Annotated in this window: 24 protein-coding genes; 6 read left to right on the plus strand and 18 right to left on the minus strand. The window is 72.7% G+C overall.

The features are described from left to right. Positions 1-21: 21 nt before the first annotated feature. Positions 22-1701 carry an AMP-binding protein gene (locus CNO22_RS00520; RefSeq protein ID WP_198588013.1) on the minus strand — a complete coding sequence of 560 codons (1680 nt, stop codon included), beginning with the start codon at positions 1699-1701 and terminating at the stop codon, positions 22-24. Further along, positions 1698-2984: an NADH:flavin oxidoreductase gene (locus CNO22_RS00525; RefSeq protein ID WP_232806694.1), complete on the minus strand. Its 1287-nt coding sequence runs from the start codon at positions 2982-2984 to the stop codon at positions 1698-1700. Before CNO22_RS00525 ends, CNO22_RS00520 begins: the two co-directional genes overlap by 4 nt. A 270-nt stretch (positions 2985-3254) precedes the next feature. Between CNO22_RS00525 and CNO22_RS00530 the strand changes: the two genes are divergently transcribed. Next, complete coding sequence (locus CNO22_RS00530) at positions 3255-4901, plus strand: class I adenylate-forming enzyme family protein (RefSeq protein ID WP_100497463.1); 1647 nt, start codon at positions 3255-3257, stop codon at positions 4899-4901. 59 nt (positions 4902-4960) lie between these two features. Continuing rightward, positions 4961-5332 carry a hypothetical protein gene (locus CNO22_RS30015; RefSeq protein WP_157936729.1) on the plus strand — a complete coding sequence of 124 codons (372 nt, stop codon included), beginning with the start codon at positions 4961-4963 and terminating at the stop codon, positions 5330-5332. Between the two features lie 197 nt (positions 5333-5529). Here the strand turns inward: CNO22_RS30015 and CNO22_RS00540 are convergent, their stop codons facing one another. The 10 genes from CNO22_RS00540 to CNO22_RS00585 are packed head-to-tail and all read right to left on the minus strand — an operon-like array spanning position 5530 to position 16018. Further along, positions 5530-6660, minus strand: coding sequence for an acyl-CoA dehydrogenase family protein (locus CNO22_RS00540; RefSeq protein ID WP_100497407.1), 1131 nt, complete (start codon positions 6658-6660; stop codon positions 5530-5532). A 2-nt stretch (positions 6661-6662) separates the two neighbouring features. Further along, complete coding sequence (locus tag CNO22_RS00545; protein ID WP_100497408.1) at positions 6663-7880, minus strand: acyl-CoA dehydrogenase family protein; 1218 nt, start codon at positions 7878-7880, stop codon at positions 6663-6665. A 50-nt stretch (positions 7881-7930) separates the two neighbouring features. Next, entirely contained in the window at positions 7931-10156 is a 2226-nt protein-coding gene (locus CNO22_RS00550) for an acyl-CoA dehydrogenase (RefSeq protein ID WP_100497409.1), read from the minus strand. A 34-nt stretch (positions 10157-10190) separates the two neighbouring features. Beyond that, complete coding sequence (locus CNO22_RS00555) at positions 10191-11333, minus strand: steroid 3-ketoacyl-CoA thiolase (protein WP_100497410.1); 1143 nt, start codon at positions 11331-11333, stop codon at positions 10191-10193. Further along, positions 11330-12169: an SDR family NAD(P)-dependent oxidoreductase gene (locus CNO22_RS00560; RefSeq protein ID WP_100497411.1), complete on the minus strand. Its 840-nt coding sequence runs from the start codon at positions 12167-12169 to the stop codon at positions 11330-11332. The genes CNO22_RS00555 and CNO22_RS00560 overlap by 4 nt, the downstream gene beginning before the upstream one ends. Beyond that, positions 12166-13374 carry a DegT/DnrJ/EryC1/StrS family aminotransferase gene (locus tag CNO22_RS00565; protein ID WP_100497412.1) on the minus strand — a complete coding sequence of 403 codons (1209 nt, stop codon included), beginning with the start codon at positions 13372-13374 and terminating at the stop codon, positions 12166-12168. Before CNO22_RS00565 ends, CNO22_RS00560 begins: the two co-directional genes overlap by 4 nt. Before the next feature lie 28 nt (positions 13375-13402). Further along, entirely contained in the window at positions 13403-14587 is a 1185-nt protein-coding gene (locus CNO22_RS00570) for a lipid-transfer protein (protein ID WP_100497413.1), read from the minus strand. Beyond that, positions 14584-14994, minus strand: coding sequence for a hotdog family protein (locus CNO22_RS00575; protein WP_100497414.1), 411 nt, complete (start codon positions 14992-14994; stop codon positions 14584-14586). Before CNO22_RS00575 ends, CNO22_RS00570 begins: the two co-directional genes overlap by 4 nt. After that, complete coding sequence (locus CNO22_RS00580; protein WP_100497415.1) at positions 14991-15428, minus strand: Zn-ribbon domain-containing OB-fold protein; 438 nt, start codon at positions 15426-15428, stop codon at positions 14991-14993. The genes CNO22_RS00575 and CNO22_RS00580 overlap by 4 nt, the downstream gene beginning before the upstream one ends. Then, the gene (locus CNO22_RS00585; protein WP_198588014.1) at positions 15425-16018 is read right to left on the minus strand and encodes an FAS1-like dehydratase domain-containing protein; all 594 of its coding nucleotides are present in this window, start codon (positions 16016-16018) and stop codon (positions 15425-15427) included. Before CNO22_RS00585 ends, CNO22_RS00580 begins: the two co-directional genes overlap by 4 nt. A gap of 130 nt (positions 16019-16148) precedes the next feature. On the opposite strand from CNO22_RS00585, the gene CNO22_RS00590 reads away from it, so the two are divergent. After that, entirely contained in the window at positions 16149-16724 is a 576-nt protein-coding gene (locus CNO22_RS00590) for a TetR/AcrR family transcriptional regulator (RefSeq protein WP_198588015.1), read from the plus strand. A gap of 70 nt (positions 16725-16794) precedes the next feature. Here the strand turns inward: CNO22_RS00590 and CNO22_RS00595 are convergent, their stop codons facing one another. From CNO22_RS00595 to CNO22_RS00605, 3 genes are read right to left on the minus strand one after another with little or no spacing between them, the layout of a single operon-like run. Next, positions 16795-17442 (minus strand): PaaI family thioesterase, encoded by a 648-nt coding sequence (locus CNO22_RS00595; protein ID WP_100497416.1) that lies wholly within the window; start codon positions 17440-17442, stop codon positions 16795-16797. Beyond that, positions 17439-18311 (minus strand): MaoC/PaaZ C-terminal domain-containing protein, encoded by an 873-nt coding sequence (locus tag CNO22_RS00600; RefSeq protein WP_100497417.1) that lies wholly within the window; start codon positions 18309-18311, stop codon positions 17439-17441. Before CNO22_RS00600 ends, CNO22_RS00595 begins: the two co-directional genes overlap by 4 nt. A 4-nt stretch (positions 18312-18315) precedes the next feature. Continuing rightward, positions 18316-19476 carry a steroid 3-ketoacyl-CoA thiolase gene (locus tag CNO22_RS00605; protein ID WP_100497418.1) on the minus strand — a complete coding sequence of 387 codons (1161 nt, stop codon included), beginning with the start codon at positions 19474-19476 and terminating at the stop codon, positions 18316-18318. A gap of 278 nt (positions 19477-19754) precedes the next feature. Here CNO22_RS00605 and CNO22_RS00610 point away from each other — a divergent pair, with 278 nt between their 5' ends. Continuing rightward, the gene (locus CNO22_RS00610) at positions 19755-20687 is read left to right on the plus strand and encodes a 3-oxoacyl-ACP reductase (protein ID WP_100497419.1); all 933 of its coding nucleotides are present in this window, start codon (positions 19755-19757) and stop codon (positions 20685-20687) included. An 80-nt stretch (positions 20688-20767) separates the two neighbouring features. On the opposite strand, the gene CNO22_RS00615 is transcribed toward CNO22_RS00610, so the two are convergent. From CNO22_RS00615 to CNO22_RS00625, 3 genes are read right to left on the minus strand one after another with little or no spacing between them, the layout of a single operon-like run. Then, the gene (locus CNO22_RS00615) at positions 20768-21541 is read right to left on the minus strand and encodes an SDR family oxidoreductase (RefSeq protein WP_100497420.1); all 774 of its coding nucleotides are present in this window, start codon (positions 21539-21541) and stop codon (positions 20768-20770) included. Positions 21542-21568: 27 nt separating this feature from the next. Further along, on the minus strand, positions 21569-22318 hold the full coding sequence (locus tag CNO22_RS00620; RefSeq protein ID WP_100497421.1) for an SDR family NAD(P)-dependent oxidoreductase: 750 nt from the start codon (positions 22316-22318) through the stop codon (positions 21569-21571). A gap of 36 nt (positions 22319-22354) precedes the next feature. Then, positions 22355-23023 carry a TetR/AcrR family transcriptional regulator gene (locus CNO22_RS00625; RefSeq protein WP_100497422.1) on the minus strand — a complete coding sequence of 223 codons (669 nt, stop codon included), beginning with the start codon at positions 23021-23023 and terminating at the stop codon, positions 22355-22357. Between the two features lie 156 nt (positions 23024-23179). Between CNO22_RS00625 and CNO22_RS00630 the strand changes: the two genes are divergently transcribed. Both CNO22_RS00630 and CNO22_RS00635 read left to right on the plus strand, forming a co-directional pair. Continuing rightward, complete coding sequence (locus CNO22_RS00630) at positions 23180-24751, plus strand: FAD-dependent oxidoreductase (RefSeq protein ID WP_198588016.1); 1572 nt, start codon at positions 23180-23182, stop codon at positions 24749-24751. After that, the gene (locus CNO22_RS00635) at positions 24748-25971 is read left to right on the plus strand and encodes an alpha/beta hydrolase (protein ID WP_198588017.1); all 1224 of its coding nucleotides are present in this window, start codon (positions 24748-24750) and stop codon (positions 25969-25971) included. The genes CNO22_RS00630 and CNO22_RS00635 overlap by 4 nt, the downstream gene beginning before the upstream one ends. The last annotated feature ends 40 nt before the right edge of the window (positions 25972-26011 follow it).

Below are 26011 nucleotides of genomic sequence, written 5' to 3' on the forward strand. Positions count from 1 at the left end.
CTTCTCTCAGAGTGGGCCCGCTCAGGGCAGGAAACGGAGCCGGCCGGCAGCGGCGAACTCCGCGCGCAGCGCCGTCTTGTCCGCGTCGGTCATGAGGGCGTAGACCGGCTCGCCACGGCCAGCCCAGCGGTACACCGGGTCGGCGGTGCGCCAGCCCTCGGCCTGCATCTCCTTCTTGCGCAACTTGCCCGAGCCGGTCGTGGGCAGCGCGGTCGAGACGCGCACGAAGCGGGGAACGCCCTTCGTGCCGAGGTCGGCCTGCTCGGCGAGGAACGCCGGCAGGTCCAGGTCGTCGAACGCGGTGTCCTCGGGCAGCTCGAGCGCAGCCATCACCTGGTCGCCCGAGCGCGGGTCGGGGACGGCGAAGACGCCGGCGGCCAGCACCTGCGGGTGCCGGCGCAGCACCCGCTCGGTGAGCAGCGCGGAGATGTTCTCGCCGTCGACCCTGATCCAGTCACCGGACCGGCCGGCGAAGTACAGGTAGCCCTGCTCATCGACGTAGCCGAGATCGCCGGTCCAGTACCAGCCGTGGCGGACCCGCTCGGCGTCGGCGGCCGGGTTCTTCCAGTAGCCCTCGAAGGTGGCTGCTCCGGCCTTGTTGACCAGCTCCCCGATCGCCTCCTCGGCGTTCAGCACCCGGCCGTACCGGTCCTGGCGGGCCGGCGGGCAGCCCTCCCCGGTCTCGGGGTCGACGATGCACACGCCGTCGTGCGCCGGGCGGCCGAGCGCGGCCACCGGCCCCTCGGGGTCGAGCCGGACGAGGCCGGCGCCCTCGCTGGAGCCGTACCCCTCGTAGAGCTTCGCGCCGAAGCGCCGCTTGAACTCCGCCTGGTCCTCGGGCGACGCCTCGGTGCCGAAGCCGTGGGTGAGCCGGTTGTCGGCGTCGTCGGGCTGTTCGGGCGTGGCAAGCACGTAGCTGATCGCCTTGCCGACGTAGGTGAAGTACGTGGCACCGTGGTCGCGGACGTCGGGCAGGAAGCGCGACGCGGAGAACTTGGGGGTGAGTGCGACGCACGCGCCGACGGCCAGCGACGGCGCCCACAGCGCCATGAGCGCGTTGCCGTGGAAGAGCGGCATACAGCAGTAGCTGACGTCGTCGCGGTCGATGTCGTACTTCGCCGCGTTGGTCCGGCCGAGCCACGCCAGCCGGCCCTGCGAGCAGCGTGCCGCCTTGGAGGCGCCGGTGGTTCCGGAGGTGAACAGCAGCAGCATCTGGGTCTGCGGGGTGATCCCGGGGTCGCGCACCGGCTGGGCGTCGAGGCCGGCCAGCCGCTCGGCATAGGCGGGGTCGTCGACCAGCAGGAACCGCTCGCGGGGAACCCCGACGTCCAGGCCGTCGAGCAGAGCCAGCCCGGCCCGGTCGGTGACGATCACCTTGCAGTCGGTGTGTCGCACCTCGGCCTCGAGGTACTCGCCGCGGCGGGTGGAGTTGATGCCGACGACCGATGCGCCGGCGAGCGCGGCGCCGCCCAGCCAGAAGATGAACTCGGGCACGTTCTCGAGCAGGATGCCGACGTGGAACGGGTCCTCGGTGCGCAGCTCACGGGCGAGCGCTGCGCGGACCGCGCTCTCGTGAACGACCTGGGCCCAGCTCCACACCTGCTCCCGCGTGCGCAGGCCCGGGCGTTCGTCATCGGTGTGAGCCAGGAGGAGGTCGGCGACGGTCTCCGTGTAGGGCGACGCGGACAGCGGCGTGGTCACGCGCTGGTCTCCACCGCCGATACCGCCTCGGCGGTCTCGGCCGGCGCCGTGGTGACCGCCGGTGCAGCATCGGCGAACGGGCTGGGCCGGCCGGCGTCGACCAGGACGCACCGGCTGCCCCGGTAGATCGTCGTCATGCACTTGTTGTTGTGGTCACACAGGGACCGGGTGCGGGGCTCGGCCTGGATGCGGTTGATCAGGTCCGGCTCGCGGAGCAGGGCGCGACCCATGGCGACGAACTCGAAGCCCTCCGCCATCGCGGTGTCCATGATCGCCCGATCAGTGATGCCGCCGAGCAGCACCATCGGCAGCGAGATCTGCGAGCGGATCTGCCGGGCGTCCTCGAGCAGGTAACCGTCGGTGTAGGGATAGGCGTGCAGGAACTTCTTGCCCACCAGCTTGATGCCGGTCTTCAGCGGCTCGGGCATGACACCGGCGAACTCGCGCAGCGGCGCGTCGCCCTTGAACAGGTACATGGGGTTGAGCAGCGAACTGCCGGCGGTGAGCTCCAGTGCGTCGAGCGAACCGGACTCCTCCAGCCAGCGCGAGACGGTGACGGCCTCGTCCAGCCAGAACCCACCGGGCACGCCGTCGTCCATGTTCAACTTGGCGAGGATGGCGATCCGGTCGCCGACCGCGGCGCGCACCGCCCGCATGATCTCCAGCGCGAACCGGGCCCGGTTGGCCAGCTTGCCGCCGTACTCGTCGTCCCGGTGGTTGATCCGGGGGCTGAGGAACGAGCTGGCCAGGTAGTTGTGGCCCAGGTGCACCTCGACGGCGTCGAACCCGGCCTCGACGGCCATCCGGGCGGCGTGCGCGTGCGCCTCGACGATGCGGGCGATGTCGGTCTGGCTCGCCGGCTTGGTGAAGCTCAGCGTCGTCTTGTGGAAGTGCCGGCTGGGCGCCAGCGCGGGCAGCCCGTTGGCCTTGGGCGAGGCGACCGGACCCGCGTGCCCGATCTGGGCGGAGACCGCCGCGCCCTCGGCGTGCACGGCTTCGGTCAGCTTGCGCAGCCCGGGCAGCGCCTCGGGCCGCCACAGGATCTGGTGCCGGTCGGTCCGGCCCTCGGGGGCGACCGCGCAGTAGGCGACCGTCGTCATACCGACGCCGCCGGCTGCGTACGCGACATGGAAGTCGATGAGCTTGTCCGTGACCAGGTTGTCGCGGCTGAGACCCTCGTAGGTGGCGGCCTTGATGGTGCGGTTCCGCAGCGTCACCGGGCCCAGCCGGGCGGGGGCGAAGACGTCGGGCGTCTCCGATCGCGGGAGGGGGGTGAGGGTCACGGGCGGTACCTCCACGAGATCTTCGGCAACCGGTTGGCGGCGGTGCCGGGACGGCAAACCGGCTCGGCACGGCGACGCTAACGAGGCCCGCGGCCATGGACCGGCGGCGATCCCGCTGATCGGGAGGCGGACGGACGACGTCGACCGCCCGCAGGGCACGGTGCCCTGCATCACAGTCCGTCCCGCTCATCGGGAACACTGATCCACGGGCTCGGCCGCTGGTGAGGATGGCGGCGCACCAGCCCTGTCCCCGAGGCCACCGGAGCGATGATGACGACCTCCACCGACCCCCAGGCCGCCGCGCTCGCGGTGATGACCGGGCTGACCGGCCCCGGTGGGCCCTTCGAGCTGGCGCGCGAGGAGGTCCTCGGCGCCCCGATGACGGTGTTCAAGAATCGGGCGAGGTCCCTCGGAGAGGTGCTCGCCGCCTCCGTCCAGCACGGCGAGCGCGATTACCTGGTCACCGCCGACCGGCGGATCACGTTCGCGCAGCACGCCGAGCAGGTCGCGTCGCTGGCCCGCGTCCTGCGCGAGGAGCACGGGGTGCGCCCCGGCGACCGGGTCGGCGTTCTCGCCGCCAACGGCCCCGAGTGGATCGTCAGTTTCTGGGCGACGGTGTCCCTGGGCGCCATCGCCGTCGGCTACAACTCCTGGTGGACCCCCGCCGAGATCGCCTACGGCCTGGAGGACACCAGCCCGAAGGTGCTCGTCGCCGACGCCAAGCGGCGCGCGTTGCTGCCGGAGGACCACGGCATCACGGTCCTCGGCGTCGAGGACGACCTCCCCCGGCTGGTCGCCCGGCACCCGGGCGAGCGGCTGTCCCCCGTGGAGGTCGCCGAGGACGCCCCCGCAGTCGTGCTCTACACCAGCGGCACGTCAGGCCGGCCCAAGGGCGCGGTGCACTCGCACCGCAACCTCACCTCGGTCATCGAGTTCCACCGGCTGAACGACGCGCTGGCCGTCGCCTTCGGCGACCCCACCGACCCGCGCGACCGGCGATACCTCCTGTGCCTCCCGTTGTTCCACATCGCATCCCTGCACAACTTGGCCGTCCCACGGCTGGCGACCGGCAGCACCGCAGTCATCCACCAGGGCGCTTTCGACGTGGACCGCGTGCTGCGGCTGATCGAGCACGAGCGGGTCACCCACTGGGGCGCCGTGCCGACGATGGCCTACCGGCTGCTGCAGCACGGCGACCTGTCCGGGTACGACCTCTCCTCGCTGACCGCCTTCTCGCTGTCGTCGGCGCCCTCGTCGCCCGAGTTTCAGGACCGCCTGCGCCGGGCGCTGCCGGTGGCCCAGCGTGCCCTGGTCGACAGCTACGGGCTCACGGAGTCCTGCACCGCCCTCGCGGTGGCCACGGCCGCGGACCTGGCCGAGGCACCCGGCACGCTCGGTCGGCCGATCGCCACGGTTGAGCTGGAGATCCGGGACGAGAGCAACCGGGCACTGCCGGAAGGCGCCGAGGGTGAGATCTGCGTGCGCAGCCCGTACAACATGCTCGGCTACTGGAACGCCCCCGAGGCGACGGCGCGTTCGATCGACCCCGACCGGTGGATGCACACGGGGGACATCGGCACGCTGGAGCAGGGCCGTGTGCGGCTGAGCGCCCGGCGTTCGGACCTGATCATCCGGGGCGGCGAGAACGTGTACCCGGCCGAGGTCGAGGGAGCGCTCGCCGAACACCCGGGTGTGCGCGAGTGCATCGTGGTGGGCCGACCGCACGACGAGCTCGGGCAGGAAGTGGCAGCCGTGGTGGTCACCGACCCCGCGCAAGCGGTGACGGAGACGGAGCTGGCCGCCTTCGTCGGCGCCCGACTGGCCTACTACAAGGTGCCCACCTCGTGGCGGATCGCCTCCGAACCGCTCCCCCGCAACGCGACCGGCAAGGTGATCCGGACCCGCGTCGAGATCTGAGCGGCCGGCGCCGGTAGTCCCGCCTACGACAGGATCGGCGCACCGGTGCGCCGATCACCGTGCACACCCGTCCCGGCAGCGGCCAGGGCTCGGCGGTCGCGGCCGTACTCGGCGACGAGGGTGTCAACCGGCGGCGGGTAGTGCCGGAACATAGCGGTGACACCACGGACGTCGAGCACCTGAGCGAGCTTGCCGACGGGGGGTCCTGTCGGGGATGGATCGGTTCGGCATCTACCTGGAGACTTTGTTCGGGGACCAGGCCGGCACCGTGGTCCAGATGTGCCGGCGCGGCTACGCCGGGAGCATGGTCCTCTCCACGACGCCGCCTGCTACTGCGACGCGGTCCCCCCGGAGCTCGCGCCGATGTTCCCTCGTGGCACTACACCCACATCCACGAGGAGGTGCTGCCGTATCTGCGGCAGCAGGAATAACCGACGAGCAGATCGAGACGATGCTCGTGGTCAACCCGCGCCGGTAGTTCGAGAACATCGGCGGCTACTGACGCCACCCTCCGGATCGCACCGCGGCCGCCGTGGTACCGGCCGAAACGACACGAGAGCCGCCGTGCAGCCACCGGAACCGGCCTGCACGGCGGCTCTCGCGGTTGCACGGCGGCTCTGGCCGTGTGTCAGGCGGGCGCCCCGATGTCACCGCCGTGCTCGAGCGCATCGCCGAGCTCCACGCTGGTGGCGTCCGCGCTGCCCAAGGTGAAGGCCACCTGACGGCCCCACAGGAAGTAGCGGTGGATCGGGTAGTCGATATCGGCCCCGATCCCGCCGTGCAGATGCTGGGTGGCGTGGACCGCGCGTAGCCCGCCGCGGGAGGCCCACCACTTGGCGACGAGGGCAGCCGCCTCGGCCTCCTCCTCCCGACCCTGGTCCATCAGCCAGGCCGCGCGCTGGGTGCTGAGCCGGATGCTCTCCGTGTCGAGGTAGGCGTCCGCAGCGCGGACGGCCACCGCCTGGTTGGTCGACAGCGGCCGCCCGAACTGCACCCGCTCCGAGGTGTACCGGGCGGTCATCTGCAGCGCCTCGGAGCACACACCGAGCTGCACGGCCGCCAACGCCACGCGGGCGCGGCGGCGGGTCCAGCGAGCTATCTCGGCACCATCCCCGGGCAGCACCCCGTCGTCGGACACGACGACGCCGTCGAGAGCCACGGCGGCGTAGTTTTCCCGGCTGGTGACCTCGAGGGGGCTGACCGTCACTCCCGGGAGATCCGTGGGGACCAGCACCACGGCGGTCTCCCCCGACGGCAGCCCGGCTGGGACGAGAACGGCCGCCGCCACCCCAGCCGCAGGGACGGCTGCCAGGTGACCACTCAGCCGCAGCGACCCTCCGTCCTCTTCGGCCGTGACGGTGACTGCACGGCCGGTGGGCGGATCGAAGGCACCGCTCAGGACTACCGAGCCGTCCAGGAGGCGGGGCAGCCACCGTTCGACCTGCTCGCGCGTACCGAAGTGCGCGATCGGCAGGGCTGCGGTGGCCAGGGCCGCCCACACCGGCACTGGGGCCACCCGGCGTCCCTGCTGCTCGAGCAGCGTGACCAGCCCAAGCATGCCCATCCCGGCACCGCCGGCCTCCTCGGGCAGTGGGATGCCCAGGACACCGGCGTCGGCGAGGACCCGCCACAGCTCGCGGTCGTAGCCGCCCTCGTCGGCCTCGACCGCCCGGACCCGCTCCACCTCCGCCCGGTCCCCGAAGATCTTCTCGGTCAGGTCGCGCACCGCGACCAGGTCGTCATCCAGCTCGAACTGCATCGTCAGTTGCTCCCACTCCTGGCCGGTGACTTCTGCTCCTCGCGGCGGCGGGCGGCCAGCGTCATACCAAGGTTCTTGGCCGCCACGATCTCCCGCATGACCTCGTTGGTGCCCCCACCGAAGGTGTTGTTCTGTGCTCTGCGGGCAAGGGTCTCCACCCGTCCCTGCAGCACGGCACCGGGGCTGCCGGGCCGCAGCAGGCCCTGGGCGCCGAGCACCTCCTGCATCTGCCCGTAGGCGGTGACCACCGCCTCGGTGCCGAAGATCTTGGCCGCGGCGGAGTCCCCGCCGCCGAGGGTGTTGGCGGCGACGTCGGCGACCAGCCGGAGGTTCATCAGGTCGGCCGCGGACAGCAGCGCGTACACCTCGGCGAGCGTGCTGCGCACCCACGGCACGTCGTAGAGGCGGCCGGTGTCGGTCCGCTCCGCCTTGGTCCAGGCCAGGACCCCGGAGAACAGCTCGTTCGCGATCCCGCCGCGGGCGGCCAGCGCGACTCGCTCGTGGTTCAGCTGGGAGGTGATCAGCGGCCAGCCGGCGTTGAGCTCGCCGACCACGTTGGAGATCGGCACCCGGACGTCCTCGTAGTACGTGGCCGACGTGCTGATGCCACCCACCGTGTGGATCTCCGTGACCGAGAAGCCGGGCGCGGAGGTGGGCACGAGCACGACCGAGATGCCCTTGTGCCGAGAGGCGTCAGGATCGGAGCGGACCGCCAGCCAGATCCAGTCGGCGTAGACGCCCGCGCTGGTGAAGATCTTGTTCCCGTTGATGACCAGCTCGTCGCCGTCGACGTCGGCCCGCGTCTGCAGGGAGGCGAGGTCGGTGCCGGCGCCCGGCTCGGTGTAGCCGATGGCGAAGATCAGCTTCCCGGACAGGATCTGCGGCAGGAAGAAGTCCTTCTGCTCCTGGGTGCCGTACTTCATCAGCGACGGGGCCACCGTGTTGAGCGTGACCAGCGACAAGGGGGCGTTAGCCCGGATGACCTCGTCGTAGAACACGTACAGGGCCTCCGGGTCCTCGCCCCGGCCGCCGAACTCCTCCGGCCAGCCGAGACCGAGCCAGCCGTCGGCCCCCATCTGCTGGTAGATCCGGTCGAAGGTCGGACCGCCCTCGGTCTGGTCGACCAGCTCACGGCGGTCCTGCTCGGTGATGACCTCGGCGAAATAGTCGCGCAGCTGTCGGCGCAGCGCCTTCGACTCCGGGGACAGGTCCAGCTGCATGGGGAGGTCGCTCCTCGCGAGGGGGTAGGAGTGCGGGTCGTGGGCGCGGGCTATCGGGGCAGCCCGAGAATCCGCTGGGCGATGACGTTCAGCTGGATCTCGATCGTGCCGCCGCCGAAGAGCACCGAGGGCAGCGCGATGTGGTCGCGCGCGTAGTCGGCCGCCGGGTCGACCGACGGGGCGGTGAGCGCGCCCACCGGACCGAGCAGCGTGAGCAGCGCCCGGGAGCCGTCCCGCTGCGCGATGGCGTTGTAGACCTTCTGCACGCTGATCTCCGCGCCCGGCTGCTGACCGGACAGGCGGGACAGGACGCTGCGGAGGTTGAGCGCCCCCAGCGACATCTCCCGGGCGGTGTTGCGGCCCAGCACCCGGACCGCCTCCTCCCGGCTGGTCGCGTGGGTGCCCTCGGCGATCAGCTGCCTGACCAGGCGCGCGCCCCCGTGGGCGAGCATGTTGCCCATGCTCAGCCGCTCGTTGGCCAGCGTGGTGGTGGCCAGCTTCCAGCCGTCGCCGGGCTCGGCGAGCAGGCAGGCGTCGGGCACGAAGACGTCGTCGAGGAAGACCTCGTTGAACTCCGAGAGCCCCGTGGCCTGGCGCAGCGGCCGGACGCCGACACCGGGCGAGCTCATGTCGACGAGGAAGTAGGACAGCCCCTTGTGCTTGGGCGCGTCGGGATCGGTCCGGGCCAGACACACGCCCCAGTCGGCCTCGTGGGCGCTGGAGGTCCAGACCTTCTGCCCGCTCAGCGACCAGCCGCCGGCCACGCGGGTGGCGCGGGTGGTCAGCCCGGCCAGGTCCGAGCCGGCACCCGGCTCGCTGAACAGTTGGCACCACACGATGTCACCGCGCAGGCTCGGCGCCAGGAAGCGCTCCTGCTGCTCCGCGGACCCGTGGGCGAGGATCGTGGGCAGCACCCACTCGCCGATGATCGTGGTCGCCGGCGTCAGGCCGCGGCGGGCGTACTCCTGCGCCACCACGGCCTGCTCCTCGGGCCCGGCGTGCAGTCCGTAGGGGGCCGGGTAGTGCGGTGCCACCAGCCCTGCCTCGGCCAGCCGCGCCTTGCGCGGGCCGCCGCGCGCGGAGGCCCAGCCGGTCTCGGACACCGGGTCGGGGGGCAGCGTCAGGACCTCGTCGAGCACCTGCCCCACCTGGGTCCGCAGCTCGGGTAGGTCGTCCTCGTCGATGAAGGAGAAATCACGGTCGGTGGCCAGGGCGGCCTCGCCCAGCTGCCTCGCCCACCGTTCCTCGGTGCCGCTCAGCGAGGCGATGCTGATTGCCCGCCGCCAGTACAGGTGGGCGTCGTGCTCCCAGGTGAAGCCGATGCCGCCGAGCAGGGTGACGCATTCCAGGGCCGCGTCGATGCCCAGTGGCAACGCCGTCAGCGCCGCCTGGGCGGCCGCCAGCCGCTGCTGCTCCGGCGGCTGGGACACCGCCCGGGCGGCGTCCCAGGCAGCGGCACCGGCGAGCTCGGCACGGACCAGCAGCATCGCCGCCTTGTGCTGCACCGCCTGGAAGCTGCCGATCGGCTTGCCGAACTGCACCCGGGTGCGCACGTGCTCGACCGCCGTCCCCAGGCACCAGCCGGCGAGGCCTGCCGCCTCGGCCGCCAACAGGGCGTTGGTCGTGACGTCCACGAGATCCGGGGCGGGAGCGGAGAGGACGTCGCCGGCGCCCACCCGGTGCTCGGAGAGCTCGAGCCGGCCGACCGACCGGGTCAGGTCCGTGCCTGCCTCGGTGCGGACCGTCGCCGTCGTGGCTTCGGCGAGGCGGAACCAGAGCGGCTCGCCGTCCGAGCCCTCGGCACGGACGACGACGACCTCCGCACCCGGCAGGCCGAGGACGGGGGCGGAGGTGCCGGTGACGGTCCAGCCGTCCGGGTCCTTCCCGGCGCGCAGGCCGGCACCGGTGACCAGCGACCCGGTGGCGCCGTCGCCGAACGCCTTGAGCAGCTCCGCCTGCGGGCCGTCGTCCCCCGCGCCGGTGACCACGGCGCTGGTGAGGACCGTGGGCAGGTACGGCCCCGGGACGAGCCCTCGGCCGAGCTGCTCGACCACCACGGCGAGTTCGGCCAGCCCGGCGTCGGCGCCGCCGTGCTCCTCCGGAAGGTGCAGGGCGTGCAGGCCCTGGCGCACCAGCGCGTCCCAGAAGGCGGGGCGGCCTCCGGCGGCCCAGCCGTCGAGCGTCGCGCGGGTCGTCTCCATCGGCGCGGCCCGCCGCGCGAACGCGGCGACGGACTCCGCGAGGGCGCGCTGGTCGTCGGTGATCGGGAGAGGCACGAAGACTTCCTTGGTGTCGAGGTGTCGAGGCGGGTCAGACGCGCTCGATGAGCAGACAGGTGGTCGCCGCCGACGCGCAGATGGCCACCATGGCGACCGAGCGGTCACGGCGTTCGAGCTCGTCGATCGCGGTGGCGATCAGCCGGATGCCGGTCGCGCCGGCGGGATGGCCGAGGGCGATCGCCCCGCCGTTGACGTTGAGCCGGTCCTCGTCCACGCCGTGGACGTGGGCGAAGGACATGGGGATCGAGGCGAACGCCTCGTTGACTTCGAACAGGTCGATGTCGCCGACCTTCATGCCGGTGCGGTCGAGCAGCCTACGACCGGCCTCCACCGGACCGTCGAGCATGAACTCCAGGTCGCCGCCGACGACGCACTGCGCCAGCAGCCGGGCCCGGGCGGGCACGCCGAGGGCACGGGCGCGGTCCTCCGACATGAGCACCGCCGCGCTGGCCCCGTCGGAGACCTGGGAGGAGGTGCCCGCCGTGTGCAGGCCGCCCTCGACCGTCGGCTTCAGCCGGGCCAGTGCCTCCGTGCTGGTCTCGCGCAGCCCCTGGTCCCGGCCGACCACCTGCGCGGCCCCGCCGTCGGCCCCGGGCACCTCGACCGGGATCACCTGACGGGCGAACCGGCCGTCGTCCCAAGCTGCGCGGGCCCGCTGCTGCGACCGCAACCCGAAGGCATCGAGGTCCTCGCGGGTGAACCCGCGTCTGCGCGCGATGCGGTCCGCGGCAGTGAACTGGTCGGGCAGGTCGATCCACCAGTCGGCCGGCCGGGGGGTGTCGAAGCCCAGCCCGACCTTGGCCATCAACGGCACGCGGGACATCAGCTCCACACCGCAGGCCATGCCGACCTCCAGCGCGCCGATGGCGATCTGGCCGGCCAGCAGCTGCACGGACTGCGCGGCGCTCCCGCACTGCGCGTCGATCGTGGTGCAGCCGGCCTCCGGCGACAGTCCCGCGTGGGTCCAGGCGGTCCGCGTGATGTTGCCGAACTGCTCGCCCACGGGGGACACGCAGCCGCCGATGACCTGCTCGACCAGCTGTGGGTCCAGCCCCAGCCGGTCGAGCACTCCGCGCTGCGCCCGGCCCAGCATCTGTGCGGCGTGCAGGCCGGACAGCCAGCCCTGCCGCCGCCCGAACGGCGTGCGGGCGGCGTCGACGATCACGGGCTTCATGCGGAGATCTCCTCGCGTTGCCATGCCTGCGCGTCCAGTCCGCGCACGGTCAGGTTCCACTCCCGGATCAGGTCCAGGCTGACGCCGGTGCGCCCGGTGACGTCCTCCGCGCAGTCGCACAGCGCGGTGACCGCCTCGACCATCTCCTCCAGCGACTCCACCTGGTCGGCGCCGAGCGTCTCCCCCACCAGTGCGGCGGCCCCCTCGCTGAGGACGGCGGACCGCGGCTCGACGGTGTTGACCCGGATCCCGCTGTCCGAGAGCTCGGCGGCCATCAGATTGCTGAGCCGGTTCAGGGCCGCCTTCGACGCCGCGTAGACCCCGATCGTGGAGCCCGGTGGACGGAGGTGGAACGGCGGATCGGCCGACAGTCGGGCGCTGGCGCTGGAGACGTTGACGATCCAGCCCCGGCCGGCTTCGCACATCGAGGGCAGCACCGCCTGCATCAGGTCGACCGGGGCCTGGACGTTCACCTCGAAGGTCAGCCGGCGGCGACGCAGCGGGAAGTCGGCCAGCGGCTGGTAGATCGCGGCCGCCGCGTTGTTCACCAGGACGTCGACGGGGCCGCCGAGCAGGTCGACCGCGCGGGGCACGATCGTGGCGCGCGAGTCGGCGTCGGCCAGGTCGGCGACGACCACCTCGATCCGCGTCCCGTAACGGGAGAGCCGCTCGGCGGTGCCCCGCAGGCTGCCGGCCAGGTGGTCGTGCCGCTCGAGCGTGCGCGCGGTGATGACCACGTCGGCCCCCTCGGCGGCCAGCCGCTCGGCGACGCCGGCGCCGATGCCGCGGCTGGCACCGGTCACCACCGCCCGGCGGCCGGTGAACCGCCGGCTCACCGGTACCGCGTGGTGAACCGGTGGATGCTGTGGGTGATCCGCTCGACCTCGGCGTCGCCCAGGCCATGGCTCATGCCAAGGGTCATGCCGCGGGCAAAGACGGCGTCGGCCTCGGGAAGGCCGGCCTCCGGCTGGCGGTACTCGACGCCGGCCATCATGGGGTGCCGGGTGACGTTGCCGCTCCAGACGGTGCGGGTGTCGATGCCCTCGCCCTCGATGAACTCCTGCAGCTCGCTGCGGGTGAAGGGGGCCTCTGCGTTGATCATTACCGGGTAGCAGAGCCAGGCGGTGTCCAGCTCCGGCGTCTCCACGGGGGTGGTGAAGAATTCCGGGTAGGTGCCGTAGGCCGCGGTGTAGGCAGCGAACAGCTCCTTGCGGCGCTTGTAGTTGGCCTCCAGCTTGTTCAGCTGCACGACCCCGTAGGCCGCGCCCAGCTCGGAGGGCTCGAAGTTCCACGGCAGGACGTCGAAGATGAAGTCGTTGTCGTAGTCGACGCCGTCGAGGTTCTCCCGGAAGACTCGCCCGGTGCCCGTCGTCCCGAACAGGTTCGGCTCCGACCGGCGGCCCCAGCGACGCAGCAGCAGCGCCCGGTCGCGGGACGTCTCGTCGTCGACCATGACCATCCCGCCGGTGCCGGCGCAGGTGATGATGTGCGCCATCGAGAAGCTCGTGACGCTGATGTCGGCGCGCGCACCGGTCGGCGTCCCCCGCAGCGTGGGCCCGAGTGCGTCGCAGGAGTCCTCGATGACCTTGAGCCCGTGCCGGTCGGCGACCCCGCGGATGATGTCCCAGTCCGGACAGTTCCCGGCCAGGTTCGGGACGAGGACCGCCCGCGTCCGCTCGGTGACCATCGCCTCGATGGCGGCCTCGTCGATGTTGAACGTGTTCGGGCGGACGTCGACGAAGACGGGGACCAGCCCGGCGCGCACGATCGGCGCCACGTCGGTGGAGAAGGTCAACGGCGAGGTGATGACCTCGCTGCCCTCGGGCAGGTCGAGCAGCTCGACGGCCAGGTAGAGGCCGGAGGACCCGGAGTTGCACATGACGCCGAGGGCCTTGCCGCTCAGAGCGGGCACCCGGGTCTCCATCTCGTGCACGTTCCTGCCGATGCGCAGGCCCTGGTGCCCGCTGCGCAGGACGTCGACCACGGCCTGGATCTCTTCCTCACCGTGGGTGGCGCGCGCGTAGGTGATGCGGTCGGTCATGAGAGCTCCTGGAGGGTGGGGAGGGGCGTCAGTGGTCGGCGCTGAGGACGAGGGCGCTGTGCGGCACCGGCGACCCTCCGGTCACCAACACGGTGTTGACGGACTTGGCCGGCTGGTTGACCGAGGTGCCGCGGACCAGCCGGACGCCCTCGGCGATGCCGTTGACGCCGTGGATGTAGCCCTCGCCGAGCTGGCCCCCGTGGGTGTTGACCGGCAGGCGGCCGTCGAGCTCGAGGTTGCCGTCGGCGATGAAATCCTTGGCCTCGCCGCGACCGCAGAAGCCGTACTCCTCAAGCTGCAGCAGGACCATGGGGGTGAAAGCGTCGTAGAGGATCGCCGCGTCGATCTGGTCGGGGCCGACGCCGGCCTGGTGCCACATCTGCCGGGCCACCAGCTCGACCTCGGGCATCCGGTCGATGTCCTCGCGGTAGTAGCTGCTCATCGAGATCTGCTGCGGGCCCACACCCTGGGCGGCGGCGGAGATGACCGCCGGCGGGTGCCGCAGGTCCCGGGCCCGCTCGGTGCTGACGATGACCAGCGCCTGGCCTCCGTCGCTCTCCTGGCAGCAGTCCAGCAACCGCAGCGGGTCGGCGATCATGCGCGAGTTCTGGTGGTTCTCGAGGGTGATCGGCCGCTCGTAGAACCAGGCCTTGGGGTTGTTGGCCGCGTGCTTGCGGGACAGCACCGAGATTCGGCCGAAGTCCGCACTGGTAGCGCCGTACTTCTGCATGTAGAGCCGCGCCAGGAACGCCTCCTGCTGGGCCGGGGTGAGCAGCCCGTAGGGGTTGATCCAGTTGCGGTACTCCTGGTCGGTGTTCGCGGTGTAGGCAAACGGCGGCGGCCCGGCCCCGAAGCGGTGCCCCGAGCGCTCGTTGAAGGCCCGATAGACGACGACCACGTCGGCGACGCCGCTGGCCACCGCGAGGGCGGCCTGCTGCACGGGGGCGCACGCGCCGCCGCCGCCGTGTGGGATCCGGCTGAAGAAGGTCAGCTCCGGGATGCCGAGCGCGCGGGCGACGGCGATCTCCGGGTTGGTCTCCATGGTGAACAGCGCGAACCCGTCCACCTCCTCGACGCCGATCTGGGCGTCGTCGAGGGCGGCGAGCACGCTCTCGCAGGCCAGCCGCCACTCGCTGCGCCCGGAGTTCTTGGAGAACTCCGTGGCACCGATGCCGGCAATCGCGGCCTTGCCGCTGAACCCGTCCTCCGTCATCGTGCCTTCCCTCCTGTCGGGACCAGCGTCACCTCGGCGGTCACGTGCACGCCGCGTTCGTTGGCACCGAGCACCTTCAGCGTCACCGCGTCGCCGTCGACGCCGGTGACCTCGCCCGTGAGGCGCATGGCGTCGCCGGGAAAGTTCGGGACACCCAGGCGCAGCGCGACACGGGTGATGCGGGCCGCCGGCCCGGACCAGTCGGTGACGTACCGGTCGACGAAGCCGTTGGTCGAGTTGATGCTCATGAAGATGTCGGGGGTGCCGCGTTCCTGGGCCTTGCCCGGGTCGTGGTGCACGTCCTCGAAGTCCTGCGAGGCGATCGCGGTCGCCACGATCGTCGACCGGTCCAGCGGCAGCTCCAGGACCGGCAGCGCGGTGCCCACCCGGACGTCGGGGAAGCTCATGCCGCACCCCCGGAGGGTCGGTGCAGCTGCGGGAGGATCTCGCCGTGCGCGTGCTCGGCGAAGCCGACCTCCAGCACCATGCCGATCTCCAGCTCCTCGTGCGGGATCCCGGCGACGTCGGCGACCAGCCGCGTGCCCTCCGCCAGGTCGACCAGCCCGACGGCCAGCGGGTACTCGAAGGCGGGGTCCGGGGGGTGGTGGATGACCGTGTAGCTGTGCAGGCTGGCCCGGCGGCTGGACTCGACGGTGTCCCACACGAAGGAGCGGCACCGCGGGCAGGACGGCGCGGGGGGGTGGCGCAGGGTCTGGCACTCCCCGCAACGCTGGATCTCCAGCCGCCCCTCGCGGGCGGCGGCGAACCAGAACTCGTTGTCCTGGGTGACGGTCAGCCGCGGCACGGCGGTGCTCGGGGCGTCCTGACTCCGGTCGCTCATGCGACGTCCTCCTCGGCTGCCGGCTGCGTGGGCCTGGGCTTGAAGCGGAGAAGCCGGAACCGCTCCTCCACGAGGAGGTCCCCGGCCTGGTCCACGTACTTCTTGTGCAGGGTGAGGAAGCAGCCCTCACCCAGTGCGGTGCGCTTGACCGGCGAGATGAATTCGATCGTGAAATGGGCGGTGACGTGGTCGCCCGGGCGCAGCTCGCGGTGGTAGTCCTGCTCCACGTTGGTGGCGACCACCGAGGTGTAGCCCGCTCGGTCGAGCAGGTTCATCAGCCGCGAGTACGCGAAGTCCTCGACGGCCCCCTCGGCCCGCAGCCGGTGGATCTCCCGCCACCGCCGGTAGCCGGCCATGACCCACGTCGAGATCATCGCCGGGGGGCAGACGATCCCCTCGCGGCCGGTGGCGCGCGCCGCGGCGTCGTCGACGTAGACGGCGTTGTGGTCGTCATGCGCCTCGACCCAGTTGCGGATCATTGCCTTGTTGACGGCGTACCGGGCCACCCGCGGCGGCTCGGCCTCCAGGCCGACGAAGCCGGCCAGCTGCGCGGCGAGGTCTGACTGCTCCTGCACGCTCCCTGCGGTCACGCCGTTTCCTTCCGCTGACTTGAGCAAGCGCTTGGTAAGCTAGCCTCGGCCCCGTCGGCGGAGCGCCGGTGTCCCACTCCGCGGGACCAGCTCGCCGGCCGCCGCTGGACCGCACCGAAAGGGGCCGCTCGTGGTCGACGACCCAGCGCCGAGCGCCGGCATCCCCGGGTCCGGGGACCGGCGCGCCGCCATCCTGGCGCGCTCCGCGGAGCTGTTCGCCACGCGTGGCGTGACCGCCACCACGGTGCGGGACATTGGCGAGGCCGCCGGCGTCCTGTCCGGCAGCCTGTACCACCACTTCCGGTCGAAGGACGCGATCGTGGGCGAGGTGCTGGCCGAGTTCATGGCCGACGTGCAGCACCGGTTCGCCGAGGTGGCGCGCCGGTCCCGGACACCGGAGGAGACCGTGCGCGGGCTGGTGCACGCGACGCTTACCGTGATCGAGGAGCACCCGCACCCGACGGCGATGTACCAGAACGACCGGCAGTACCTACGCGAGCGCGGCCTGCTCGAGCCGGTCCGCAGCGCGTCCCGCGCCGTGCGGGACCACTGGCTGAAGGCGCTAGAGGCGGGATCGCCGACGGCACCTTCCGCGGGGACGTACCATCCGAGGTCTCCTACCGCGCCCTGCGCGACACGCTCTGGGCGACGACGCACTGGCCGAATCGGGAGGAGTTCACCACCGCCGAGTTCGCCGACCTGCTGACCGGCCTTTTCTTCGACGGCCTGCGCCGGCCCGCCGGCTGACCGGCCCGGCGGGTACGCCGGGCCGCCGCTTACCGCGGCCGAGCCAGCTGCTTGGCGATGAAGAGCCCCTCCGCGCTGACGCGGACCTCGCCGTCGGCGGCGATGGTGCCTACGGCCCGGATCTTGCGTCCGTCGACCGCGACCTGGCGGCCGGTGACGGTAAGCGGCTGGAACAGCGGCGTGGTCCGGTGGTAGCGCAGCGTCAGCTGCGCCGTCATCCCCGACGGGCCGGCCCAGTGGTTGGCCACGCCGAGCGTGTGGTCGAGCAGCAGGGCAGAAATCCCGCCGTGCACGAAGCCGGGTGGGCCCTGGTAGGGCAGACCCAGCGTGGTGGTGCCCTCGATGGCGCCGTCGTCGCGGCCGGTCAACGTCAGCGGCGGGGCGATCGCGTTCTCCGGCCCGGTCACCGGGTCGTGCCGGGTGACACCTTCACCGGCCCACATGTCGACCATCCGGTCGGCAATGGGCGGCGCGTGCCCCTCGAGGTGGTCGGCGACGGCGTTCAGGCGGGCCGCCACGTCCTGCATCTCCGCGGCGCTGTTGCCGCCGGCGTGCAGCAGCGCGGCAACCACCCGGCGCGCGGCCGCGACGGCGGCGTCCACCCCGGCGTTGTCCGGGGTCGCGGTGAGCTGCGGTCCCTGCCGGACGCCCTCCGGTCGGGCCGTCTCCGGGGTCACGGCCGCACCGAGGCGGTGCCGTGCGTGAGCACCGGGGCGCCCTCGCGCTCAGGGCACATCGACGCCAGGAGGAGGATCTTCCCGTCCCGCCAGACGCTCGTCCGGATGGACTGCCTCGGGTACAGCGGGCCGGCGAACCGCACCGACAGCCCCGCCAGCCGGGACGCGTCCCCGTCTAGGACCCCGTCGACCAGCGCCTTCGCCAGCAGTCCGCAAGACGCCAGGCCGTGCAGGATCGGCTGATCGAAGCCGGCCTTGGCGGCGAACGCCGGATCGGCGTGCAGTGGGTTGAGGTCGCCGTTGAGCCGGTAGAGCAGCGCGGTCTGCGGCGTGGTCGCGGAGTGCAGGACCACGTCGGGTTCGCGGTCGGGCTGGGACCAGGCCACCTCCTGGCCCGGTTTCCCGCCGAAACCACCCTCGCCGCGAGCCCAGATCTGCATGGTCGTCGTCCACAGCGGGGCGCCCGCGGGATCGACGGCCGCCTGCTCCAGCTCGATGACGGCGGCCTTGCCCTTGTCCCACACGTTCGCCACGCGTGAGCTCACCGTGGCGGCGCCCGAGGAAGGGATCGGCCGGTGCACGGTCAACGACTGCCCGCCGTGCAGGATCCGGCGCAGGTCGATGTCGACACCGGGCATGGACATCGCCATCGGCGGCAACTCACCGGCCGAAATGCCCTGACCGGCGACCATGGCGAAGGTCGGGAGGACCTGCAGGTTCTTCTCGAACGTGTAGTGCAGCTCGGGGTCGACGTCCGCGTGCGACCCCGCGCCGAGGCTGAGGTGGTAGAGCAGCACGTCGCGTGTGGTCCAGCGGGCCTCGCGCACCGTGGGCTCGGCGGACAGCGCCTTCTCGAGGTTGATGGGCACGGCGTCAGATCCGCTCGAGGATGGTGGCCGTCGAGTGGGCGCCGCCCGCACACATCGTGATGAGGGCGGTTGATTTGTCGGTCCGCTCCATCTCGTGCACCGCCTGGCTGATCAGCCGGGCGCCGGTCGAGCCGACGGCGTGGCCGAGTGCGATGGCCCCGCCGTTGACGTTCACCTTCTCCATGTCGGCACCGTGCACCTGCGCCCAGGAGAGCACGACCGAGGCGAACGCCTCGTTGATCTCCACCAGGTCGATGTCGTCGAGCTTCATGCCGGCGCGCTCGAGGACGTGCGCGGTCGCCTCGACCGGTCCGTCCAGGTGGTAGTAGGGGTCGGAGCCGACCATGCCGGAGGCGAGGATGCGCGCCCGCGGTCGCAGGCCCAACGCCCGGGCCCGGTCCTCGCTCATCAGCAGGACCGCGGCGGCACCGTCACTGATTTGCGAGGAGTTCCCCGCGGTGTGAATGCCGTCGGGCAAGACCGACTTCAGCGTGGCCAGCTTCTCGGCGGTGGTCTCGCGCAGGCCCTGGTCGCGGCTGATGACGGCGGTCTCACCGGTCGGCCCCTCGTCGCCCACGACCGGCGCGGTCACCGACACGATCTGGCCGGCGAACCGGTCCTCGGCCCAGGCGCGGGCAGCCTTCTGCTGCGAAGCCAAGCCGAGCGCGTCGGCCTCCTCGCGGGTGATCCCACGCTTCTTCGCGATCCGCTCGGCGGCGGTGAACTGGTCGGGCATGTCCAGCGTCCAGCCCTCGGGGGCGGGGCTGCCGGTGCCCGGCGCCAGGGCGGCGCCCAGGAAGACCCGGCTCATGACCTCGACGCCGCAGCCGATGCCGACGTCGATGGTGCCCGCGGCGATGAGCCCGGCAACCAGGTGCACGGCCTGCTGCGAGGACCCGCACGCGCAGTCGATGCTGGTGCAGGCGGTGGCGTACGGCAGACCGGCGTACAGCCAAGCGTTGCGGGTGACGTTGTTGGACTGCTCTCCGGCCTGGGTGACGCAGCCGCCGACCACCTGTCCGACGGTCGCGGCGTCCAGGCCGGTGCGCTCGATCAACGCCTTCTGCGCGATGCCGAGCAGTTCGGCCGGGTGCACGCCCGTCAGGGCGCCGCGACGCCGGCCGACGGGTGTGCGGACGGCGTCGACGATGACGGCCTCGGCCATGACGTTCTCCTCGGAAGTTCGTGCGGGGACTGTCGACTCGGCTCCAAACTAGAATCGATTCTGTCTCGGCACGACAACCGTCCCGGCCACCGGTACACCACCGGCCCGTGCGGTCCGGCGCGGCGTCGGCATCCGTCCCGGCCACCGGTACACCACCGGGCGTCCGCCTCCGGCGGCGACCTACCCTCCGCCCGCAGCCCGCCCGGCGGGCGCGATCCGATCGTCCGTCACGCGCAGCGGCCGCTTCTCAGCGCGGCCGCTGGAGAAGGAGCAGCCCGGTGAGCGAAACGACCAGCCTGGAGGGCCGCACGGCCGTCGTCACGGGGGCCGGCGCCGGCCTCGGCCGTACCGAGGTGCTGGCCCTGGCCGCCGGCGGCGCGAACATCGTCGTCAACGACGTCGGCTCGGCGGCGCACGACGTCGTCGCCGAGGTCGAGAGTCTCGGCCGCAAGGCCGTCGCCGTGACCGGCGACGTTGGCGACTGGAGCCTGGGCGACCAGCTGGTGCAGGCCGCGGTCGACACCTTCGGCAGCCTGGACATCGTCGTGAACAACGCCGGCATCACCCGCGACACGATGCTGTTCAATCTCACCGAGCAGCAGTGGGACGACGTCATCCGCGTGCACCTCAAGGGCCACGCCTCGGTGTCGCGGGCCGCCGCGGCGCACTGGCGGCAGGCGTCCAAGGCCGCGGGCGGGCCGGTGTACGGCCGGGTGGTCAACACCGCCTCCGAGGCGTTCCTCTTCGGCGCCCCCGGCCAGCCGAACTACTCCGCCGCCAAGGCCGGCATCGTCGCCCTCACCCTGTCCACCGCCCAGGGCCTGTCCCGCTACGGCATCACCGCGAACGCGATCTGCCCGCGGGCGCGCACCGGCATGACCGAGGGCGTGTTCGGCGACGCCGCCGCCGCGGACGGCCTGGACCTGCTGGCCCCCGAGCGCGTGGCCACCCTGGTGAGCTACCTGGGGTCGCCGGCGTCGGCGGAGATCAACGGCCAGGTGTTCGTCGTCTACGGCGACTTCGTGGCGCTGCTGGCGCCGCCCACGGTGGAGAAGAAGTTCACCGCGGCCGACGGCACCTTCAGCGTCGAGGAGCTCGACGAGCAGCTGACCGGCTACTTCACCGGGCGCAGCCCGTACCAGACCTTCGCCGCCTACGACGTCGCCCGGCTGGACACCACCGGCGTGCCGAACCTGGCCGCCTCCCGCTGAGCCCGGGAACGACGAGGGCCCCTGCCGCACCGCGGGCGGGGGCCCTCGCGCGCTCACGGCCATGAGTGCGGGAACGCGGGTCAGAAGACCGAGGACCCGCGCAGGCTGACCTCGGCACCGCCGTCGACGTAGAGCACCTGGCCGGTCATGTGCGTGTTCGCCGGGCTGATCAGCCAGGCCAGCGACGCGGCGATCACCTCCGGGCCGGCGTAGCCGCCCAGCGGCATCGGGACCGCGCGGTCCATGACCGCCTTCATCCGCTCGTCGGCGAACAGCGCCGCGCTCATCGGCGTGCGTACTACCCCGGGCGCGACGGCGTTGAGCGGGATGCCGGCGTCGGCCCACCCGGGCGCGACGCAGGTGCGGCGCAGCCACTGGGCCAGCGCGGCCTTGGACGAGGGGTACAGCTTCTGCGGCCCCTCGCCCATCACCGCCTCGGCCCGGGCGAGGGCCGCCGCCTCGTCGCCGGCCAGGCACGCCGCGACGACCTCGTCGTCGACCGGCTGCGTGCCGGAGATCGAACCGACGACGGCGGCGCGCGGTGCGCGCGCCGCGGCCAGGGCGGGCCGCAGCCCCTCGGCGAGCGCGGTGACGCCGAAGTAGTTGACGCTGATGAGCGCCGGGGAGGGTGCGTTGATGCCGGCGCAGAGCACCAGCGCGTCGAGGACTCCCCCGCACTGCTCGAGCACCCCCTCGACCGCGGAGGCGCGGCCGGTCGCGGCGCCCAGGTCGGCGCAGATGTCGGCGTCCTTCAGATCGATGCCGATGACGGTGTCGCCCGCCTCGGTCAGCTGCCGGGCGAGGGCCTGCCCGATGCCGGAGGCGGCACCGGTGACGGCGATGCGGCGGGACATGAGGTCTCCTGGGTTCGACGGCGGGGATCAGATGTGCGAGCCGCCGTCGACCCGCAGGTCCACGCCGGTGAGGTAGGAGGCGTCGCGGGAGGCGGCGAAGGCGATGGTCGCGGCAATCTGCTCGGGCCGACCGGCTCCCATCGGGGAGGCGATCCGCGAGTAGTACCGCGCGTCCAGGCCCCCCAACCGCACGCCGGCGGTCAGGGGGGTGGTGGTCGAGCCGGGGGAGACCACCAGGACGCGGATGCCGCGGCCGATCACCTCCGAGGCCAGGCTCAACGAGAACGCCAGCACCGCGCCCTTGGTGGCCGAGTAGGCGGTCATGAACGGGTTGCCGTGGCTGGCCGACGACGACGCCGTGTTGACGATGACCCCGCCCTCGGGCAGGTGCTCGAGCGCCTCGCGGCAGAACAGCGCCGTGCCGACGACGTTGACGTCGAACAGCGCCCGCAGGTCCTCGACGGTGAGCCGCTCGATCGGCGTAGTGCGGTGGATGCCCGCTACGTTGACCAGCACGTCGAGCTTCCCCAGCTCGGTCACCGCGCCGTCGACCGCCGCGACGACGGCGGGCTCGTCGGAGACATCGACGACGTACGCGACGATCCGCCCCGGGCCGGACGCCCCGTCGACGGTGCCGGCCAGCCCCGCCTCGTTCGCGTCCACGGCGAAGACCGCCGCGCCCTCGGCGACCAGCCGCAGCGCCGTGGCGCGGCCGATGCCCGATCCGGCGCCGGTGAGCAGCACCGCGGTGTCGGCGAACCGGTCGCTGGTGACCACCGCATCCCTCTCCCGTCGTCCGGCGAGGGCGGAACGCTAACCGGCGAGATCGGCAGGTGCCGACGCCTTCCCGGTCACCGGGAGCTCGGCGTCCGCGCGCGCTGCGCCGCGGCCGGCGAGCAGCAGCCGGCAGGCCACGCGCAGGTCGGCCTCCGCGTCGGGCAGCGAGGTGCGGCCGTTGAGCGCGGAGGTCAGCAGGCCGTACCAGCAATGGATGAGCAGCCACACCGCGGTGACGTCCTGCGCGGTCGGGTGGGTCGCCCCGAGCGCCCGCAGCAGCAGCTCGCGGAAGGTCCGGTCGATGCGCCCGGCGTCGGGGACGTGCGCGGCGTGCGCCGAGTTCTGCGACTGCAGCAGCGCCTGGGCCAGTGTCGGGCGGTGCAGCAGCTGCCGGCTGGCGGTGACCAGCACGTCGTACACCGCGTCCTCGGGGGTCTGTCCGGGGCGAAGCGGCGGCGTCGAGGCGTCCAGGTTGTCGACCTGCTCGGCCATGACGGCGGTGAACAGGTAGGTCTTGGACGGGAAGTAGCGGTAGAGGGTGCCGATGGCGACCCCGGCGTCCTTGGCCACCTCGTGCATCTGCACGTGGTCCAGCCCCTTCTCGGCCGCGAGCTTGGCCGCGGCGCGCAGGATGCGCCGGTGCCGCGCCTTCTGGCTCGGCGAGCTGGGCGCGGCCGCTTCGCGAGCCTCGGCGATCCTGGGCACTGGTCCCTCACGGTCGGTGGACGTCGATGGACGAGGATACTGACCCGTTCCGCTCACCGCGGCCGACCGCCATACCGCTGAGCGGGACCGGACTCCCCGAAGCGGGAACCGCGCCGCTTGAGTGCCGCCCGTCGACATCGCGAGGAGGGCGCACGGGTGAGCAGCACGGCCGCAGGAACGGTTCTGCAGGACAGCGAGCACGACGTCGTCGTCGTGGGATCGGGGGCCGGCGCGCTGACCGGCGCCTACGTCGCGGCGGCGGCGGGGCGGTCCGTCGTCGTCCTGGAGGCCACCGACCGGCTCGGCGGCACCTCGGCCTACTCCGGCGCCGCGTGCTGGCTGCCGGGCACCCAGGTGCAGGAGCGGGCCGGCATCGGGGACTCCACCGAGGCCGCACGCACCTATCTGCGCGCGGTCATCGGCGAGGGCACCGCCGCCCACCAGGACGCCTTCGTGGAGCACGCGCCGGAGCTGTTGGCGTTCCTCGAGCGGAACCCGGCGATCGCGTTCGAGTGGCGCCCCTTCCCCGACTACTTCGCCGCCCCCGGCCGGATGGAGGCCGGCCGCGCGATCAACCCGCTGGACCTGCCGACCGAGGAGCTCGGCGAGCTGGCCGCCCTGGTGCGCCCGCCGGTCGACCGCGACCGCGCCGGCCGGAGTCACTCCCGATCCGGGCCGCTGCGCCAGGGGCGGGCGCTCATCGGCCGGCTGCTGCTGGCGCTCACCCGCGCCGGTGGCACGGTGCGCACGGAGACCCGGATGACCGGTCTGCTGACCGATGACGCCGGCCGGGTCGTGGGGGTCGAGGCACGGACGCCGGACGGCCCGCTGCGGGTGCGCGCCCGATCCGGGGTGCTGCTCGCCGCCGGCGGCTTCGAGCGCAACGCTCAGCTGCGCGCCGAGCACGGCGTCCCCGGCGACGCCGCCTGGTCGATGGCGCCGGCTGGCGCCGCCGGCGGCGAGCCGATCAGCGCCGCGGTGGCGCTGGGCGCGGCCACCGACCTGCTCGACCAGGCCTGGTTCTGCCCGGGAGTACTGCACCCCGATGGCTCGGCCGCCTTCACCCTCGGCTTCCGCGGCGGGCTGATCGTCGACGGGAACGGGCGCCGCTTCGCCAACGAGTCGCTGCCCTACGACCGCATGGGGCGGCAGATGGCCGCCGCGCCCGAGCGGGTCCCGTCCCACCTCGTGTTCGACTCCCGCACCGGCGGGCAGCTGCCGGCGATCGCGCTGCCCCCGCTGCCGGCCGAGGAGCAGCTGTCGGCCGGCACCTGTGTGCGCGCCGACACCCTCGAGGACCTGGCCTGGCAGATCGGCGTCCCCGAGGCGAAGCTGAGCGCCACCGTGGAGCGATTCAACGGCTTCGCCACTCGCGGGATCGACGAGGACTTCCACCGCGGAGAGGACCCCTACGACCGGTTCTTCGCCGCCGGCGACGGCCCGAACCCGTGCCTCGTGCCGGTGGATACCCCGCCGTACCGCGCCGTCCGCATGGTGCTCAGCGACCTCGGCACCAAGGGCGGCCTGCGCACCGACCCGCGCGGCAGGGTGCTGCGCGTCGACGACAGCCCGATCCCCGGTCTGTACGCCGCCGGGAACACCAGTGCCTCCTTGGCCGGGCCGGTCTACCCGGGCCCCGGGATCCCGATCGGGACCGCCATGGTCTTCAGCTCCCTCGCCGTACAGGACATGGCAGGGGCGTCCCTTCTCCAGGAGGACAACGCATGACCGGAAACCACCGGGGCATCGCCGCCCGGGCCGCGGTCGTCGGCGCAGCAGCACTGCTCGTCGGCGCGGGGATGTCGCTACCCGCCGCCGCCGCTCCGCCGTCCGGCCACGGGAGCGAGCAGTCCGTCCCGCAGGGCCAGCGTGGCAGGCTGCTCAGCAGCACTCCGCTCACCACCGCCGCCGCCCTCCCGAGCGCAGCAAGCAACCAGGCGGTCACCTACGTGTCCGGGGGGCGAGGGGCCAGCGGATCGTCGTGTCCGGCGACGGTGTCCCTGCCGAGCACCCCGCCGCCGCCCGGCGGGTGGCCGGTGCTCAGCTGGGCGCACGGCACGACCGGGACGGCGGATCCGTGCGCGCCGTCGCAGGTGACCCCGCAGGCGTCCACCTACGGGTATCTCTCCGGTGTCAACGAGACGCTCGACGACTGGGTGGCGGCCGGTTACGTGGTCGTGCAGACCGACTACGAGGGCCTGGGCACGCCCGGCGGCCACCCCTACCTCAACGGCAGGAGCGCGGCGAACACGGTCGCCGACATCGTGCGCGCGGCGCGCGACCTCGACCACCGGGTGGGCAAGGACTACGTGGTGGCCGGGCACAGCCAGGGGGGTCACGCGGCCCTGTTCGCCGCGGACGACCTCGACCGCCGCCATGACGTGCGCCTGCTCGGCGCGGTGGCCATCGCCCCCGGCGGCTACGACGTGGGCACCGCGACCGGCTACTACCGCCAGCTCTCGTCCTTCCCACGGGAGGCCGCCGTCGCCACGCTGGCGTTCCTGCCGACGCTGCTCCTGGGGGCTGAAGCGGCAGACGCGTCGATCGACGCCGACGCCCTGATCAACGACGCCGCCCAGCCGCTGATCGACGCCGGCCGCACGGGTTGCCTGGCGGAGATCCGCGCGGTGGCCGAGACCGTGCCGCAGGCCGATCCGTTCGTGGCCGAGGCCGACCTGTCCGCGTTCACCGCGTACCTGGAGGCCCAGGAGCCGGAGCACCTCACACCGCAGGTGCCCACGCTGGTCGCACAGGGCACGACCGACGCGCTGGTGAGGGAGCCGACGACCGCGACCATGGTCGACGGGTACTGCGATCACGGGTCGGCGATCAGCTACCACGTGTACGGGGGCGCCGACCACCGGGCGACCGTGCCGGCTTCGTTCGAGGACGCGCTGGCCTTCGCCGACGCGCTGTTCGCTGGAGAGACACCCGCAGCGACCTGCTGACGCCGGCATCCGACGACGCCCCGACCGCGCCGCCGCGGTC

This window comes from Geodermatophilus chilensis (assembly GCF_002802985.1).
Classification (GTDB): Bacteria; Actinomycetota; Actinomycetes; order Mycobacteriales; family Geodermatophilaceae; genus Geodermatophilus; species Geodermatophilus chilensis.

Bases quoted from the DNA above. Each gene is read 5' to 3' on its own strand.
- CNO22_RS00565 (WP_100497412.1), bottom strand. From the start codon at position 13,374: ATGACCGACCGCATCACCTACGCGCGCGCCACCCACGGTGAGGAAGAG.
- CNO22_RS00530 (WP_100497463.1), top strand. From the start codon at position 3,255: ATGACGACCTCCACCGACCCCCAGGCCGCCGCGCTCGCGGTGATGACC.
- CNO22_RS00570 (WP_100497413.1), bottom strand. From the start codon at position 14,587: ATGACGGAGGACGGGTTCAGCGGCAAGGCCGCGATTGCCGGCATCGGT.
- CNO22_RS00635 (WP_198588017.1), top strand. From the start codon at position 24,748: ATGACCGGAAACCACCGGGGCATCGCCGCCCGGGCCGCGGTCGTCGGC.
- CNO22_RS00605 (WP_100497418.1), bottom strand. From the start codon at position 19,476: ATGGCCGAGGCCGTCATCGTCGACGCCGTCCGCACACCCGTCGGCCGG.
- CNO22_RS00540 (WP_100497407.1), bottom strand. From the start codon at position 6,660: ATGCAGTTCGAGCTGGATGACGACCTGGTCGCGGTGCGCGACCTGACC.
- CNO22_RS00575 (WP_100497414.1), bottom strand. From the start codon at position 14,994: ATGAGCTTCCCCGACGTCCGGGTGGGCACCGCGCTGCCGGTCCTGGAG.
- CNO22_RS00615 (WP_100497420.1), bottom strand. From the start codon at position 21,541: ATGTCCCGCCGCATCGCCGTCACCGGTGCCGCCTCCGGCATCGGGCAG.
- CNO22_RS00545 (WP_100497408.1), bottom strand. From the start codon at position 7,880: ATGCAGCTGGACCTGTCCCCGGAGTCGAAGGCGCTGCGCCGACAGCTG.
- CNO22_RS00555 (WP_100497410.1), bottom strand. From the start codon at position 11,333: ATGAAGCCCGTGATCGTCGACGCCGCCCGCACGCCGTTCGGGCGGCGG.
- CNO22_RS00580 (WP_100497415.1), bottom strand. From the start codon at position 15,428: ATGAGCGACCGGAGTCAGGACGCCCCGAGCACCGCCGTGCCGCGGCTG.